We start from the raw sequence: 1,132 nt of genomic DNA, 5'->3' as shown, positions 1-1,132 counted from the left end.
CCGCCCCCGGAAAGGCCGCGAGGGGCGCGGCCAGAACCGGAGGACAGACCCATGACCCGCACACAGGACGATTTCGAACCCGCCCACGCCACCTCTTCCACCGCCCACGTGCTGGCCGAACTCCAGCTTTATGGCCACCGTCCATTTGAGGATGAGCTTGACGCGAGGCCGCTGCCCGACGCCAGCCAGATCGAGGGCGCGGTGGCCGATATCTTCGACGCCCTGTCAGCCACGCTGACCGAAACCCGGCTGGAGCCCGATCTCGAACCGCTGCTCTGGTCCACCGTCAACGTCTTTCACCGTATGGTCGGGCAGGTGGAGCGCGATCTTGACCGCAACGAGGCGGCGCAGAAGCGCAGCCAGCAGGAACAGGATGGCAGCGAGATCCGCTCGGTGGAACTGGAACGCCTCATCGCCGAAGGGCTGACCCTGCTGGAACGACGCAACGCCTACGAGATCTTTCGCGATCTGGCCTGCGACCAGTTCGAACGCCTGACGATGTCGCCCTGGCGACCACGCTCCGGATCGCTGGTCAGCCGCAGCACCCTGACGGCGTCCATGATCGACAGCCGTGATTTCCTCAACGCCCGCCGCAAGGCCGAAACGGAGCTGCTCGTGCCTCCCGGGCCAAAGGTCGCGGTGACCGGCGGTCTCGATTACGAGGACCATCACCTGATCTGGAGCCGGCTGGACAAGGTGCGCGAGAAGCATCCCGACATGGTGCTGCTGCATGGCGGTTCACCGAAGGGGGCGGAATTCATCGCCTCCCGCTGGGCCGATCATCGCGAGGTCGCGCAGATCGCCTTCAAACCGGACTGGAACCGGCACGGCAAGGCTGCCCCGTTCCGGCGGAATGACGCCCTGCTGAAAGTCCTTCCTGTCGGGGTCATGGTGTTCCCCGGATCGGGCATTCAGGACAATCTGGCCGACAAGGCCAAACAGATGGGCATCCCGGTCTGGCGGTTCCGCAAGGACAGTGGCGCGTAAGCGCCATTGTCTTTTTCGATGCATCCCGAAAACGATGAGTGCCACAAACGATTTTTCGCGTGGTAACGATCGATCAGAACTGTCCGTCGGGCTCCCCGTTGCCTGCGCTGCCGGTTGAAGCAAACGGGATGGACCGCGCCCCGGA

General features: G+C 64.3%; 1 protein-coding gene. It reads left to right on the top strand.

The window, feature by feature from the left end:
- Positions 1 to 51: 51 nt before the first annotated feature.
- On the top strand, positions 52 to 987 hold the full coding sequence (locus AD948_RS00160) for a DUF2493 domain-containing protein (protein ID WP_061470218.1): 936 nt from the start codon (positions 52 to 54) through the stop codon (positions 985 to 987).
- Positions 988 to 1,132 lie beyond the last annotated feature (145 nt).

The organism is Acetobacter senegalensis (genome assembly GCF_001580995.1).
Classification (GTDB): domain Bacteria; phylum Pseudomonadota; class Alphaproteobacteria; order Acetobacterales; family Acetobacteraceae; genus Acetobacter; species Acetobacter senegalensis.
Note: the sequence above shows the minus strand (reverse complement) of the source record. Positions and strands in the feature narration are given on the sequence as shown.

Coding starts and splice junctions, on each gene's coding strand:
- AD948_RS00160 (WP_061470218.1), top strand. CDS start 52: ATGACCCGCACACAGGACGATTTCGAACCCGCCCACGCCACCTCTTCC.